At 49.7% G+C, this 13,801-nt stretch carries 11 protein-coding genes; 3 read left to right on the top strand and 8 right to left on the bottom strand.

Going from position 1 to position 13,801, the window contains the following annotated elements; all coding sequences use genetic code 11:
- The first annotated feature begins 97 nt into the window (after nucleotides 1-97).
- Entirely contained in the window at nucleotides 98-1,276 is a 1,179-nt protein-coding gene (locus FSB75_RS11145; RefSeq protein WP_146787103.1) for a metallophosphoesterase family protein, read from the top strand.
- Nucleotides 1,277-1,634: 358 nt separating this feature from the next.
- Here FSB75_RS11145 and FSB75_RS11140 read toward each other — a convergent pair whose 3' ends face one another.
- Complete coding sequence (locus tag FSB75_RS11140) at nucleotides 1,635-2,255, bottom strand: hypothetical protein (RefSeq protein ID WP_146787101.1); 621 nt, start codon at nucleotides 2,253-2,255, stop codon at nucleotides 1,635-1,637.
- A 331-nt stretch (nucleotides 2,256-2,586) separates the two neighbouring features.
- Here FSB75_RS11140 and FSB75_RS11135 point away from each other — a divergent pair, with 331 nt between their 5' ends.
- On the top strand, nucleotides 2,587-3,777 hold the full coding sequence (locus FSB75_RS11135) for a phosphodiester glycosidase family protein (protein WP_146787098.1): 1,191 nt from the start codon (nucleotides 2,587-2,589) through the stop codon (nucleotides 3,775-3,777).
- A 9-nt stretch (nucleotides 3,778-3,786) separates the two neighbouring features.
- Here the strand turns inward: FSB75_RS11135 and FSB75_RS11130 are convergent, their stop codons facing one another.
- A complete protein-coding gene (locus tag FSB75_RS11130) occupies nucleotides 3,787-4,491 on the bottom strand; it encodes a RibD family protein (RefSeq protein ID WP_146787096.1) in 705 nt (234 codons plus the stop codon).
- A 181-nt stretch (nucleotides 4,492-4,672) separates the two neighbouring features.
- On the opposite strand from FSB75_RS11130, the gene FSB75_RS11125 reads away from it, so the two are divergent.
- Nucleotides 4,673-5,830, top strand: a complete 1,158-nt coding sequence (locus FSB75_RS11125; protein ID WP_146787093.1) for a hypothetical protein — start codon at nucleotides 4,673-4,675, stop codon at nucleotides 5,828-5,830.
- A 55-nt stretch (nucleotides 5,831-5,885) separates the two neighbouring features.
- On the opposite strand, the gene FSB75_RS11120 is transcribed toward FSB75_RS11125, so the two are convergent.
- The 6 genes from FSB75_RS11120 to FSB75_RS11095 form a co-directional block, all read right to left on the bottom strand.
- Nucleotides 5,886-6,185 carry a hypothetical protein gene (locus FSB75_RS11120; protein ID WP_146787090.1) on the bottom strand — a complete coding sequence of 100 codons (300 nt, stop codon included), beginning with the start codon at nucleotides 6,183-6,185 and terminating at the stop codon, nucleotides 5,886-5,888.
- 86 nt (nucleotides 6,186-6,271) lie between these two features.
- Nucleotides 6,272-6,556 carry a hypothetical protein gene (locus tag FSB75_RS11115; protein ID WP_146787087.1) on the bottom strand — a complete coding sequence of 95 codons (285 nt, stop codon included), beginning with the start codon at nucleotides 6,554-6,556 and terminating at the stop codon, nucleotides 6,272-6,274.
- A gap of 76 nt (nucleotides 6,557-6,632) precedes the next feature.
- Nucleotides 6,633-7,298 (bottom strand): DUF6985 domain-containing protein, encoded by a 666-nt coding sequence (locus FSB75_RS11110; RefSeq protein WP_146787084.1) that lies wholly within the window; start codon nucleotides 7,296-7,298, stop codon nucleotides 6,633-6,635.
- A 120-nt stretch (nucleotides 7,299-7,418) separates the two neighbouring features.
- Entirely contained in the window at nucleotides 7,419-10,676 is a 3,258-nt protein-coding gene (locus FSB75_RS11105) for an Eco57I restriction-modification methylase domain-containing protein (RefSeq protein ID WP_146787081.1), read from the bottom strand.
- 263 nt (nucleotides 10,677-10,939) lie between these two features.
- Nucleotides 10,940-11,632, bottom strand: coding sequence for a GDSL-type esterase/lipase family protein (locus tag FSB75_RS11100; protein WP_172623121.1), 693 nt, complete (start codon nucleotides 11,630-11,632; stop codon nucleotides 10,940-10,942).
- Between the two features lie 8 nt (nucleotides 11,633-11,640).
- Entirely contained in the window at nucleotides 11,641-13,320 is a 1,680-nt protein-coding gene (locus tag FSB75_RS11095) for a family 43 glycosylhydrolase (protein ID WP_146787075.1), read from the bottom strand.
- Nucleotides 13,321-13,801 lie beyond the last annotated feature (481 nt).

Here is a 13,801-nt window from a genome sequence, read left to right as displayed (position 1 = left end):
TTCTTTTTCGTTCTTCCCTTCCTTTTGAATCACTTGCTCCCGTGGACTGCGAAAACAACCGTTGATTTCGTTTTGCTCACCGCCTAAATCCACTGCTATGGCAAGGAAAGAACCCCTCCGGTTTGCCCACCCGTTTTTCACCACGCTTCCCGTTGAAGAAAGGCCGGTTGTTCCCGGTGTTGGCCGCCGCATGACCGACTTCATTGCAACCAAACTGGAAAAAATTCCCGACCCGCAACGCGACCCCACCATGACGCTTAACGAAATCATCGGGCAGGCCGGCGCCAAACAAATCGAAGCTTCCGGGTCCATCTCCTTTCACGCCGTTGGTGATACGGGCCACGAGAACGGGTTTGACGAGGAAGCGGTAGCCGACGCCATGGCCGCTGATTACAACGCTGCCCACCCGGAAAAATCGCCTGCTTTTCTTTTTCACCTCGGCGATGTGATTTATTACGACAATACCGACCGCGGTTACCACGCACAGTTTTACGTGCCCTACCGGAAGTACCCCGGAAAAATCATCGCCATCCCCGGCAACCACGACGGCGAATTGTTCAAATTCGACGGTACGTCCACCGGCCAAAAAACCACGCTGGAAGCTTTTCAAAAGAATTTCTGCCAGCCGAAACCCGGCGTTCCCCCGGCGGCGGGAACTATTTTTCGCGAGATGGTGAGTCAGCCCGGTGTTTACTGGCTGCTGAATGCGCCTTTTGTTGACATCATTGGGCTGTACACAAACGTGGCCGAGAACCCGGGCTTTATCGAAGCGCCGCAGATCGGGCAAAAACAATACGATTGGCTGGTGAAAACACTTGGGGCTATTAAAAAGCTGCGCGACCGCGGCCAGCGCAAGGCCCTGTTCATTGCGGTGCACCACCCGCCCTTTAGCAACGGCAGCCACAGCGGAAGTACGCAAATGCTGGCCGATATTGACAAGGCCTGCACGCAAAGCGGTGTTATGCCCGATGTAGTGTTGGCCGCTCATGCGCACAGCTACCAGCGGTTTACCCGCACGGTTAATTTTAAGGGCAGGCAAATGAAGATTCCTTTTTTAGTGGTGGGCTCGGGCGGAAGAGGGCTTCAGCCGGTTAGCCCGGCAACCGGCCAACACGTTGGCGACCATAGCTACGATAAATCGTTGATGGGATTCGGCTACCTGACGGCGACGGTTACCGCAACCCAAGTTGTTTTGATCTTTACGCAGGTACAAGGCGCCACCAAAGCTCCTTTTGATAAAATAACCGTTGACCTGGCAACCAACCTCGTTCACTAACAAAGACGCTGATTTCAGAACTTATCGTTGCACGTTCGTTCCGCTGGCATAAGTATGCGAGAGTGGTGGACTGGACGAAACATAAAACAGACGAAACTCTTGCGCATCGATGATAGAGGAACTGATCTCGTATATGCAGGTCTGGAGTCTCGTGCTTCGATTCTTCGACAAGCTCAGAGTGATAATCCCTTCGGTGGGCTCAGAACAGGCTTAACTCAGGGTGACAAACGCTCGGCGACCACTCTGCAATCTTTCCCTCCTTCGGCAATATCCGTCCGAGCTCCGTCGAAGACGCAGGGCAGGTACCATAAAAAAGGCCGCCTGCGGGCAGCCTTTCTCCAAAAAGTAGCGGTCCTTTTTACAACGCAATCTTCGATACTACGTCGCTGTACACCACCTGCTGCTTTACGCCGATGGCCGTAACGCGGCCGGCGTACTCCTTGCCGCTATCAAGACCGGTAAACAGGTTTTTAATGCTGGTGCCCGGAATGCTTTGCCACTGGCTGTCGGCCGTTACGGGCCAGGGCGTCAGCTCGTGCACGTAGCTGCGGGCACCCGCCACCTTTTTGCAGCTTAGTTCCAGTTCACCGCGGTTGATGCCGTTGGCCAGGGCCACGCCATCGGGACTGGTGATGGGCGGCTGCGGGGTGGGTTGCTTGCTGATGTTGTAGCCGCTTGACGTGGCCACCACCTCGTCGCCGGCGGCGGTAAACAGCACGTAATTTCCCAGGAGATGCAACTGGTTCACCAAGGTTTCCCGCAGGCTGTTTTTTACCGCAATGTCCTGCCGGCTGCCGCCTTCGGCCGCCTGTACCGCGTTGGAGAAGGCGTCGATGCTGGCGCCCAGGTCAGTGAGGCTGGGCACCGGCTGCGGAAAAGAAGCGTTGCCTGTCAGACTGGTTTTAATGAAGGTAGCCCTTACGATCAGGTAAGCGTCGGAGAGTTCGTTGAACCCGTTTGTGATGCGAAATGTTCTCATAGCAAGAAATTTTTGGATTAAAAAAATAATTACCGGGTAAAGGTTTTAAAATGCCCTGCCGTCAGCAATCCCCCAAAAGAGGCAGGAAACGGAAGGATGTTGACAAAAGCCCTCTGGGTTAAGGCTTTGCGCAGGCGAGGGCTAGGAAGATTGCGTACAAATCCAATGAAAGACAAATAAAATATGTAAAAATTACGATGCGTTTGTTGTAAAACCGGAACCATTTTTTGGAAAAAGGAGTTCCTTAAAGACCTGCCGGAAACTCTTTTTGGCCAAACCGGAATACCGGGGAGCTCCCCGGTGTTCTTTTTTGGCTGGCCGGGATAGTTTTTTGGGAAACCGGAACCTTTTTTCGGCTCACGGGAATACGGAACGGCAAAAAAAGGTTCCGGTTTTGGCCGGCGGCGCTACCGGAAAGGGAAACCGTGATGCCGATTGGACCGCCGGCAACAAAGCCGGAGCAAAAATTGTGACCGAAACAGGAAAAGAAGTGAAGGAAAGCCCTGTTCTTTCGTGGCGAAAGCAGGAAGAGGTGAGAGAATTAAGCACGCTGCCTCCTCTATTTGTGCTGACGAAAACCTATTTTCAGGGCATGCAAACAAACGGTGCAAAATGGTTAACGTTTCTTCTTCTTGCGGCAGCGGTAAATGCCGCAGCGCAAACCGATTCCCTCGCCTTTGCGCAGGCCCGGTGGACGGTGCAACCGCTGGCAAAGGGCATTGAATGGAAAACGGTCTACTTCGAAAAAGGTTCCCTGTTCGGTGCGGCCGAAAACATCAACCTCATTGAAATCTCGCCGAAGCAAAAAGGGTACAAGCTGCACGTGGTGCATTCCGATTCGCTGGAGCCGACGTCTGTCCTGGCGATGCGCAGCAGGGCGCTGGCCGCCGTCAACGGTTCGTTTTTTAAAATGCGTGGACTCGATCCTGACGAATCGAAAAAGGTAGCCGGCAAAGCGCCGCTGGAACGCTCCCTACTCGGCTATAACCGCTCGGTGGTTTACTTGCGCGAAGGCGACAGCGTGATTGCCGAAAACAAGGAAAAGGACAATGCCCGCAAACGCCACAACCAAGGCTCCGTCGTCATCCGTAAAAGGGCGGTTTCGTTGGTGAAAGATTCAGCCGACATAAACTGGGAGCACCAATTGAGGGGCGAGGATGTGATGTCCACCGGCCCGGTGCTGATAGTGAACGGGCAGGACCAACTGCTTACCAAAGATGCCTTTACCACCGACCGCCACCCGCGAACCGCGATTGGTAAACGGCGCGACGGAACGTTGGTGCTGCTGGTGGTGGACGGAAGGGCCGCCGAATCGGCGGGGGCGAGCCTCCCCGAACTGCAGGCCGTTTTTCGCTGGCTGCGCTGCACGGAGGCCATCAATCTTGACGGCGGCGGCTCTACAACGATGTACATCAAAGGCCAGCCCTTTAACGGTGTGGTAAATTATCCCACCGACAATAAAAAATGGGATCACGAAGGCGAACGGGAGGTAGCGAATGCGTTGGTGATTGTGGCGCGGTAATCTCTTCTTTTACTTTCGGCCGGCTCTTTTGGGCTTTACCACTTCGTAGCGTATCCACAAAAAGTCCTCGTAAATCCGTTTGACCGATTTTAAGCGAAAGCGGGTGGCCTTTCGCTTGCCAAAGCCTTCACCAACTTCAAATACCGTCGGTTGCCCGGTGGTTCCGTCTGCCACCGGCGCCAGCACCAGGCTGAATTCGTCAATCAGTCCCGCTTTCAGAAAGGAACCGTTCACGTGCCCGCCGCCGTCAATGCGAACGGTTTTAATACCAAAAAGTTTGTTGAGCTTTTCCAGCACCAGCTTCAGGTCCAGTTCTTTTTCGCCGCCAAAAATGTAGGAAACGTTTTTGTCCTTTAGGTGCGCCAGGTAAGCGGACGAAACTTTTTCTGTGAGCACCTCAATTACTTGTTCTGTCGATACCATGTTCGTATCCCAAGTGCATTTGCCGGAAGGGTCAATAACGACGGCAAAGGTTTTCGACTTCTTCTCGGCCACGAAATCCTCTTTCGGGATACGAAGGCGAGCCGTCGTTTTTGGCAAAGGCTTTTTGCTGGAAAATTCCTGCATCGTCACCCGTCCCACCAGCCAGGCGTCGGCCTTGATTTTGGCCGCCGGCTCTTCAAAATATTTGGCTGCGTCTTTTAGGCCCCAGATGTTTTGCTTGATCTTTCCGTCTACCGACCCGAGCATGTGACAAATAACGTAAGGTTTCATCTCGCTTGTTTTAGGTTTTGCCGATCAGCGGCAAAGGTGGAGCAGGAAAGAGCACGAACAAAAACGCCGTATGCCCGAAGTGGCTAAATGTGTTAAGCAGATCTCAACCAACACGGACAACTTTACCTTTCTTTTCAGGCTTGCTTGCCCTTGCTGGCTTCAAACTTGAGCGAATAAGGGCATGAAACGAACGCTCTTTTTTCTTAGCGCCTGCTTACTGTTGGCGGTGGCCCTAACGGCACAACCAACAAAAGGCAGGCTGGATATACAACTCAACAAGGCCATCCTGCAACCCGGCGATTCCTTGCGCATAACAGCGGATTACAAAGACGGCCAAGCCGCAACCCCATCCCTTGCGACGCTGGAAATTATCATCGAGGCCGAACAAGGCCAGCGCACCCGCCTTCGCTGGCCGGTGATCAACGGGCACGTTGGCGGCACACTTTATTTACCGGACTCGCTGCCGCGTGGGAAGTACACCCTGCTTGCGGGGGTGCAAAGCCGCTTTTTCGAGGTAGTGGGCAAGATACAGGACGCAAGGAAACCGGATGCGGTACAAGCCATGCTCCTGACCAAAAGCGGTGACTGGGACGAGCAGGAAATCCCGGTGGCGGCGGACGGTTCTTTTGTTGTGCGCAACTGGCTGTTTGAAGACAACGCCCTGATGGCTTTTTCCGACGCAAAGGCCAGCGGCCAGCCGCTGAACATCCGTATCAGCACCCAGCTTGATTCCAGTTTTAACGCCGTTGCCGTGGCCGGCCGGGCCTTTTACGTTGGCAACCCGTCCGCAGCCGTAAGACGTACGCTCAACCAGCCCGTAGAAGGTACTGCGGCGGCTTTTGCCGACGGGGGCAGCCTGCTGCCGGCTGTGCTGGTAAAAACCACCGCCAAAAGCCCGGCGCAGCAATACAACGAGGAACACAGCAGTGGCTTGTTCCGTTCCGGCGACGAAAGGCTGATCAGTCTTCTCGACGATCCGGGTGCCAACAGTTTTCCCAACGTTTTTTCCTACCTGCAGGGCCGGGTTGCCGGTTTGGAAATAGAACCGTTCGGACTCAGTGGCGGTGCCGCCCGGTGGCGTGGCAGCCCGGTTACGTTTTTCCTGGATGAAGTAAGGGTACCCGCCGGCCAGGTTGCGGCCATACCAATGACGGACATTGCCATTATAAAGGCCTACCCGCCGCCTTTTCTTGGCGCACCGGGCAGTGGCGGTGCCATTGCCGTTTACACCCGCAGGGGTGGCGAGGCGACGAACCTTCCGGCCGGTAAGCAGGTGTTTAAAGTGCGGGGCTACACGCCGTCGGCCACGGTGCTGAACCTGAACAGGCTAAGCATCTAAAACAAAAAGAGGACAAAAAGGCGCTTTTACAAACAGGTTAGGAACGGCGACCCGTTTACAGTTTTAGGGCGGCTTCTATTTCGTCTTTCAGCGCACCCGAGGCTTCGTCAAAGAGGTCGTCCTTTTGCTTTTTGGAAGCTTTGGGACTGTTGGAGGCCTTGATGGTGGAGCGGATGTTGTCGAGCGGCTCAAAAAGCGGTGCTACGTTGGGGCCGTACTTTTCATCGGCTTCCATGTCTTTCAGCACGTCTTCGTAGGCATCCAGGATGCCGTAGATCTCTTTGACGTTGTCGGCGGTGTGCCGGCGCGGAATGCGGTTGAACAGGTCTTGCAGCGTTGAGTGGGCTTCGTTCATGTAGAAAGGTTTCGGGTGGGGCAAAGGTAGCGAGAACGGGTCACGCATATGATTCGCAGACGAAGGCCGGCAAGCGGTTGAAAGGCTCAGTCCTTTCCTTGCACTGTTACACCGTCTTCCGCATCAATCTGGAGCCGCCTTTTGAGCATTTCTTCAAAGGTCCATTTTGCTTTGTGGGCCTTTTCATCCGTCAGGGTAATGGCTTCATCGGTTTTTGCAGCAGATGATTTTGTGCGGGACGGTTTTGCTTTCCCGCTCTTTGTCTTTTGTTGCTTTTGCACCGTGCTTTTTGGGGCTGCACGATGCGTAGTTTGTGAAGAGGCACTAAAAGAAACGATCATTGCCGCTACAACCAGGGTCACGAATTTCATACACACGTTTGGGTGGTATAAAACAAAGGTCTTGCCAATACTTTGAGGCCGTTTTACGCCGCCGTTGCTTGCACCGTTACCAAAACTTCCACCAGGGCTTTTTGAACGGGATGACAGGAGCCTTTTTGGCTTTCTCCAATTCTTCCGCAGCCCGAACCGGGTCGCTGTCTTTTTCGGCAATCCATGTGTCAAACGATGTGTCGGCCGCGTCAATTTCTATCACCCTGTCTTTGTGCATCATAACGCCCAGGCCGTGTTCATCGTCCCAGGTGCAGCCAAACTCGTATCCGGTGTAAGCGATGCCCTCTTTGTGAACGTCCAAAATGTGTACGGTTGAAAGACCAATGAGGGCGGTAAACTGCGCCGTTGCGGTAACGTTCGGCATGATGTCGTCACCGTCTTCATAGCCGTACTCCGGTTGCATCCTTTGGTAAGCGGGAAGCAAAGCATTCAGTATTGCTTCCCGTATGCTGCTTTGCTCGTCAACCAAATAGTTGTACGCAGCCACCTGTTCTTCAGAAACCGACAACGATTCGTTTGCTGACGTGTACTCGCCAACCGTTAGTGCAATTGTTCCGTCGGAGAGTTCGTTTGCATCAACAGAATTATACGGTCCTTTCCGGCTTTGAAATCCTTCCCATGCGGGTAGATGAACGGTTCCCTCAAGGCATTTTAATTCGTGCTTGCCGCTTTTGATCGTCTTTACGGCCAACGTGGGAATGAGGTGAAGATTGTTTTGCATGTTGATGATAAAGCTATTGATTGAATAACCGCTTGCGCAGTCGTTGGCGTCCGCGCCAACGTGTTAACGACTGCACGCCTATTGAAACCGTCGGCGGGGACGCCACGGAAGCATCAGCAATTAATTTCCTTCTACAATTTTTATTTCTTCTTCTGTTAACCCGTAAAGCGCATACACCATTGCGTCAATTTCTTTATCGGTTTGGTGAATGATGTTTTGCAGGTTAGCGGCCTTTCTTTTTTGTTCTTCAAAATAGGGCAGCCATTCGGCTTGTTCGGCGAGGGAAAGTTTGACCTTTTGTTTTTCAAGTTCGCCTAAGAATTGCTTGAAGGAAAGCTGCGGCCAGTCGGCGAGTTTTTTGGAAATGGTAATGTCTTCGTGCTTTGCTTGTACGAACTGCAACAGGGATTGTTTGAGCTTGTGCAGTTCGCCGTTTTTGGAAAGCATGATGTCGGCTTTGGCGATAAAGGGTTGTTGGCCGGCTGTAACCGCAACAGGTATTTTGTCAATGAAAGTTGATGACATCGAATAGTATCCGCCTTGTTTCAAAGGAAATGTTGACTTAATGTAGAAATTAATAAGTTTCGAATTAAGTATTGACAACAGAAATCTTATGTTTAAAATTTCTTTTTCTATAACAACACTAAATACTCTTGCTCCGCTATACCCTGCCTTATTCTTATCGATTCCGAATTTTGATGTTTTCTGTTCACCAGGAAAAACAATTTTTTCATTAGAATTAAATACTTCCAATTGACCAAATCTTGTTAACGAATACCAATTTGATGAGTTTTCAAAAGTTTCTCGTGAATCCTTTCTTTTTTCAAGGGAAACTTTTCTATCCAGCAGATACTTGTAAGTATTTGGATACTGCGTAGACAGAGTTGATTCAGGCATCAGTTGAGTCTTTGATTCGTTCAATTTGTAAGGATAAACCACATACAAATCATAGTCTGAAAAGTCATATCGATAACAGTTCTGGGCTCTTATCAAAGGAAGTAAACAGCCATCTTCCAAATTGTATTTTTTAATGTCTCCTTTATTTAAAATAAATACGTCATCATTACCACTCACAATTCCGTAATAGCATTTTCCAAACGAGTTTAACGGTTGATGAACACTTATCTTAGATAGTAAGTCAACGGCTACATTACTTGTTAGCACCCAATTATCGTCGCTTAAAAGAGTTACTTCTTTAATTTGAAATTCTTTGTAAAACCCTTGTCTCGCTTCATTAATTGACTCAATTCTTTTATAGTCAAAATGAGATTTTTTTGAGTTTCGAAACGTGAATATGCTTACATACGTGAGAGCGTCTTCAAAGACTGGTAAATCTCCAAAGTCAACAACATTTTCAATACCGAAATTTTCAAGAATGAATTGTCTGGCTCTTCTGCCATATTCTGCAACAAGAAATTGGTTTGATGTAATAAATGATAACAGGCCATTCTCTTTGAGAAGCATCTTTGATAACTCAAAAAACATTATTGAAATATCAATCCTTTTATGGGCAACTTTTTTGTTTTGCTTGAACCAATCTATTTCTTCATGTTTTAAATTCTGAACTTTTACATACGGCGGATTTCCAATCACCACATCAAAGCCGCCTTTGTCAAACACTTCCTTAAATTCTTCTTTCCAGTTAAAGGCTTTATCTCCTGCTACGGTTTTGTCGTCAATCAAACTGTTGCCCACTTTAATGTTGCTGCTTAAGTTGGAAAGCTTGCGGCCTTTTTGTGCCGTGCGCAACCACAAAGAGAGGCGGGCAATCTCCACAGCTTCTTCGTTAATGTCCACGCCAAAAAGGTTGTGCTCCAAAATGTCGTTCGGCGTCCACCTGAACTCAAGCGAAGCACCGGTGAGTTTGTTGGTCAGTTCGTCCACGTAACTGTGTTCGGCAATTAAAAATTCAAGCGCCGCATTCAGGAAAGCACCGGAGCCGCAGGCCGGGTCGCAGATGGTAAGCTGCAGGAGCCAGTCGCGGTAATCGTCCAGTTTTTGCAGCAAGGCTTTCTTGTCACGCTTGCGCTTGTCGGGTGCGTAGTCTTCTTCTACAATCGCCATTGCTTCTTTCTTCTTCCGGCACAAAGCGCCAACGGTGTTTTCAACAATGTACTTGGTAATGTAGCGGGGCGTGTAAAACACGCCTTCCTTTTTGCGGCGGGAATTGCGGCCCCCACCGGCTCCCCCGGTGGGGGAGTGTTCCGCCGCACCGGCCTTGCTTTGCAACGATGCAACTTCGTGTATGAGCTCCCCGGCAAGCGAGCCCTGTGCGCTGGTGGCCTTCCCACCGGGAAGGTCGGGATGGGCCGGAGCCACCTCTTGCTCTATCTTTTCAATCTCGTTCAGCGAGTGTTCAAAGATGTGGCCGAGAATGTTTACGTCCACTTCGCTGTTGTAATCGTAATTGCTTAGCCTTACGACGCCGTCAAGCAATACGTCGTCGGCAATCACCAAATTGTCCAACAGTTCATCGGGACTAAACAGGCCGCCGTTGTAGGCAAAAATGTCCTGGTCTTTGTTGCCTTGCAGCAGGTCGGCAAAGTAAAGCTTAAAGCGTTCGTACAGGCTTTGCTGCATGCGCAGCTTTTGCACCTGCTTGTATTCGTCAACGATGCGCAAAATAAAATTGGGCGGTAACAGCAAGCGGTCTTCGGCAAAGAGGATAAACAGGAAACGGTCGAGCAGCTTTTGTGTTTTGCGAAAGAGTTCGAGTTTGTCGTGCTGCGGATTGTTTGCAACAAGGTTTTGATATATCGCTCCTTTAAAACGACTGTAATCGGCGTACAGCTTTTTAGTCACGGCATCTTCCTGCGTAAGCGATTGCTGTTTTACTTGCAACGGAAGGTCGGCAAGTAAACTATCTTTTTGCAGACAGAGAAACAGAAGATCGAAGCCTTCTTTTGTTAGTGTAAAAAGATTGAACTCGATGTGCTCCGTTGCATCCTGGATATAAAAGCGAAGCTTTTCAAAATTAGAAGTGACAACATAGGTGCAGCCTTTTTGGTTGTGCAAATAACCAAAGGCCTGTGATTCAATTTTGGAAAGGTCGGTGGTGTCGGTTCCTTTTAATTCAATAACGGCACGAACGGCAGCATTGTTTAAAATAGCACCGTCGGCCTTCTTGCCGTCTTTTTCGTTTTTGTATTCGGTGGTAAGGTTGTAGCCCGGCTGTGGATTTAAGGTGTAGCCCAAAATATCCACAAACAAATCGCGTAGAAAACCTTCCTGGTATTGTTCTTCTTTTGCCGCACGAATGTTTTCCTGCTTTTGTGCGTTGTGAAAATGCGCCTGGAAAACTTTCCAGCTTGCGGCTAACTTTTCTTTGTCAAGGTCTGCGATGTATTTGCGGAGAACGGCTTGTTGAAATAAGGGCATGGCAGTTAGAAAAAGGCAAATTAAGGAATGCAACGGAAAACAAATGCGAAGAAACCGGGACAAGGGATCACAAAAAGAAGAATGTTTGCGAAATCCTTGTCGGCGCTGCTTTCAATTAACCTACGCTGCAAGCCTTCGACAAACTCAGGGTGACAAACGCACAGGCGATCATTCGGGCCAACGGTCACCCATCGCTAAACCCTTGCCCACCATAAACAACAGCTCCAAATCTTTTCTCGCGCCGTCTAATTGCACAGGCCAATCTATTTCATCATCAGCGACAACACCGGTTCTATCAGGAGCTTTGAACCTTCCGCGTCTAAATGCAAGCCATCGGCCGTCATGGTTTCCACGTTCAGTCCCCGCGTTTTGAAGCCGTTTACAAAAAGACAACCGTTTCGCTTTGCTATTTTTTTAAAGGTTTTGCTCATCTTCTTTACCCGCTTGTTGCCGCCTTTGTATTTCTCCGTTGCCTCGGCCTTCGTGCCGTAAGGCGTGGGCGAGATGACGATGATCTTTGCGTTGTTGATGGCAGGACAGGAACTGGATTTTATTTTTTGAATAAGCCTCTCTAAGTTTTGCGGCACTTCGCCCTGCCGGTCGGCAAAAACGGCTTTGCCGTCATTTGTTCCAAGGTCTATAACGATGTAATCAAAGGGGCGGTTTTTGGTAAAGGCCGCCGCCTTCTTCAGGTTCTCGTCAATCACGAACAAGGAATTTAGGCTGCTGTCGCCAAGATTTAAAAAGCCAATCGTTCGTCCCGATTTGCTGATGTTGAACACCGTTGCATTGGGCAAGGCGGCTTGCAATTGTTTGGGCCAACTGTAGGGAAAGGTTCCGTTGCTGTCGCCGAGTGTAAGAATGTTTAATGCTTTCTTCTTTGAAGCCCCGTCTTGTGCGATGAGCACGAAGGGAAGAAGCAGGCAGGAGAGAAGAATTTTCAATTTCACTTTCACGGTATTGATTATTTTGTTTGTATCGCTAACAGCGTTGGCGGCGTTTGTTCAGAACGAAGTTTTAGTTGAACATCACCTTTTGTGCGGCCGGATTGAACAACTTGCAGCGAGACGTCATCAACGTAACAAAAAGCATTGGCCGCACCTTCCGCGGTAAAGCCAATCTCTACCTTGCCGCCTTTCACGGCTATGCCTTTTAATTCGATTGTTTTCCACGCGGTGTTTTCTTCTTTTATGGCGAGCTTATAAGTCTTTCCTTTGCTCTCCGCATACATTTCAAGTTTGGCAAAACCGCTGCTGTTTCTGATCCTCGCGGTCAATGTGTAAACTCCGTCTTCCAACGGAACAAATGGCGATGATGCGATGGCTTGCGAAACCTTTCGCCTGAAAGAAATTTTGTCGCCAATGTTCAGGCTTTTCTCGCCGGTTACGAATCTTCTTTCGCTGTCGCTGTTCGTGTGATTCAGAACCGGCGAAGACAAGCTGTCGAGGCTAATCTTATTGCCTTCGATAACCGTGGTCGTCCAGCCCAGCAAGTCTGTTTGCACCGGCTTTACGTGGCTTGGTATTGCTTTGCGGTCGGCTTCAAAGCTACCGTTCTTTGCGTAGTTGTTGTCCGGCGCTACGGTCCATTCACCCGTTGCGGCATCCAGGTTCCAGGAATTGAGCGAATTGAAATAAGGCGCAGCGCCGTTAAAGGAAAGCGGGCACCATTGATTGTAACCGAGGCCGTTGCCGGCAAAGTCGGCCCAACGGTCGCCGCAATAAACAACGGTTTCTTTTTTATTTCCTTTTACCGTTACAAAAAAGCCGGTTTGCGAAACGTGTGCGTAGTCATCGGCGCAGCCAGCCATTACCTGCATGTCGTTTGCGGGTGTATAAGGCCCGCGAATGTCATCGGCCACTAAGTAGTAAGCAAAAGAAGCGTCCCAGCCGTAGATGTTGGAGGCGCACATGTAATAGCGGCCCTTGTATTTGAACAGGCAGTTTCCTTCGCGGCTTTCGCCCTGGAAAACCTTTGTGCAATCCAGCAGGTTTACCATCCCGTCTTTCACGCCAATCTCCGAAACGTAGATCTTGTTTCGTCCGCTGCCGTAAGAATAAACGAGGTATGATTTGCCGTTGTCTTCGTCGGTAAACACCGTTTGATCGCCGGTGTTGGTGGTGCCAATCATGTCTTTCATGCTGATCTGCTGGTGCCAGGTAAATTCTCCTGCCGGCGTGTTGGAAACAGCAAGTAAAACCTGGTTGCCGTGCTGCACAAACAAGGCATATTTCTTCAGCTCTTTTACATAGGCTACGCCCAAACGTCCTACCCATGTTTTGCCGCCGTGTTTAAGAAGTTCTTCGTTGGTTAACACGTCGTTCTCAAACGTCCAGTTTACAAGATCGGTAGAACTGTAGCAGGTAACGGATTTGAAGCTTGCCCTGGGCTGCGTAAAAGCGGGATTGTTGCGATAGCTCTCGGCCTCTTCATACCGCACGCCGTACCAATAATATTTTTCTATTCCCGACTGTGGATCTTTAAACCGGAAGATGCCGCCGCCCTGGCTGTAAATGGGCTGGCCGTCTTTGGTGTTCCAGAACACATCGTTTTTGATGTTGTGTGCCTGCGCTTTTGGCGAACCGGAAAAGCTGGAGATTGTGCAGGCCAGCACGAGAAGAGCGGCGGCAAAGGAATTGTTCAACGGTTTTTTGTTTGGGTAAATTTAGCGGGAACCAGGACGCTGTGATTGTTCTCGCAAAACAAAAACCAACGCCGTCTGTCTTTGTTGCCCAGCGGCTGAAAGCAAACAAGGGACGAACAGAAGTCTGAAGATCTAAAATTATTCTATAGAAGAAAACAAGGGCGGATGCACGGCGCCAAAATAAATTGGAAGAGCACTGAAACCGGAAGCATCTTTTGTTCAGTTTTCCACAGGTATTTTGTCAAAGCAGTTCGCCGGGATTTAAAAACTTGTGTGTATAAATAGCCTACCTTACGAGAGTTGAGTAGCCTTATTTTGAGCTCTTCCGTTATTTACCTGTGATTGGATTCAATTTTCCGTATCGTTTACCCTTTGTAAAAAGCAAGCAAGTTGTCAGTGGAAAGTGAATTGTGTACATCAACTTCGAAGGAGAATTATTTTGCCAGAAACGCTGAAAAAAAAGAGCAGTGATACAACAGGA

The sequence above is a fragment of the Flavisolibacter ginsenosidimutans genome, assembly GCF_007970805.1.
In the GTDB taxonomy this organism is placed as follows: domain Bacteria; phylum Bacteroidota; class Bacteroidia; order Chitinophagales; family Chitinophagaceae; genus Flavisolibacter; species Flavisolibacter ginsenosidimutans.
The sequence above is the reverse complement of the archived record's forward strand: the minus strand, read 5'-3'. Positions and strand labels throughout refer to the sequence as shown.

Coding starts and splice junctions, on each gene's coding strand:
- FSB75_RS11145 (WP_146787103.1), top strand. CDS start 98: ATGGCAAGGAAAGAACCCCTCCGGTTTGCCCACCCGTTTTTCACCACG.
- FSB75_RS11140 (WP_146787101.1), bottom strand. CDS start 2,255: ATGAGAACATTTCGCATCACAAACGGGTTCAACGAACTCTCCGACGCT.
- FSB75_RS11130 (WP_146787096.1), bottom strand. CDS start 4,491: ATGAAACCTTACGTTATTTGTCACATGCTCGGGTCGGTAGACGGAAAG.
- FSB75_RS11125 (WP_146787093.1), top strand. CDS start 4,673: ATGAAACGAACGCTCTTTTTTCTTAGCGCCTGCTTACTGTTGGCGGTG.
- FSB75_RS11120 (WP_146787090.1), bottom strand. CDS start 6,185: ATGAACGAAGCCCACTCAACGCTGCAAGACCTGTTCAACCGCATTCCG.
- FSB75_RS11115 (WP_146787087.1), bottom strand. CDS start 6,556: ATGAAATTCGTGACCCTGGTTGTAGCGGCAATGATCGTTTCTTTTAGT.
- FSB75_RS11110 (WP_146787084.1), bottom strand. CDS start 7,298: ATGCAAAACAATCTTCACCTCATTCCCACGTTGGCCGTAAAGACGATC.
- FSB75_RS11105 (WP_146787081.1), bottom strand. CDS start 10,676: ATGCCCTTATTTCAACAAGCCGTTCTCCGCAAATACATCGCAGACCTT.